This is a genomic window from Cupriavidus sp. 05N39, from assembly GCF_056397325.1.
This window is the reverse complement of record NZ_JBFTNE010000283.1, coordinates 1-539: the sequence shown is the minus strand read 5'-3', so window position 1 is coordinate 539 and position 539 is coordinate 1. Positions and strand designations below refer to the sequence as shown.

Genomic DNA, 539 nt, shown 5'->3' with positions numbered 1-539 from the left:
ATCTTGCGGCGCTGCTGGCCGCCGCCGATGCCGCGCTTTACCAGGCCAAGGCCGACGGCCGCGACCGCACCGTCAGTGCCGCGTCAGTGGCCGCCGCCTGATCGCTGCGCCGCCCGCCGACGCCGCGGCATGGCATCGGTCACATCCAGCCTGCCCTGTCGTCATGGCATGCTGAACCCCTTCAATCCAGGATGCGATCGAACATGCGAGYKTCCTGCCGTCCCCTGGCGACCGCTGCAGCCTTGCTGCTGCTGGCCGCCTGCCAGGCTACCCCGGAGGCCGCGCCGGATGCGGCGCAACGCCAGTACGGACGCCTGACGTTCAAGCCGTGCACGCTGACCAGCACCCAGGCCAGCGACAACGTCGAGGCCCAGTGCACCACCCTGCAGGTGGCCGAGAACCCGGCCGCCCCGGACGGTCGCAAGATCGGCTTGAACATCGCGTGGCTGGAAACCAGCAATGAAGGCGAGGGCAAGCACGACCCGGTGTTCTTCCTGGCCGGCGGGCCGGGGCAGGCGGCCACCGAGGTGGCCGCGGTG

General features: G+C 70.8%; 1 pseudogene. It reads left to right on the top strand.

The annotated features are described in order from the left end of the window. Positions 1-203: 203 nt before the first annotated feature. A pseudogene (locus AC1DN0_RS41315) lies at positions 204-539 on the top strand (hypothetical protein); the annotation flags it as partial.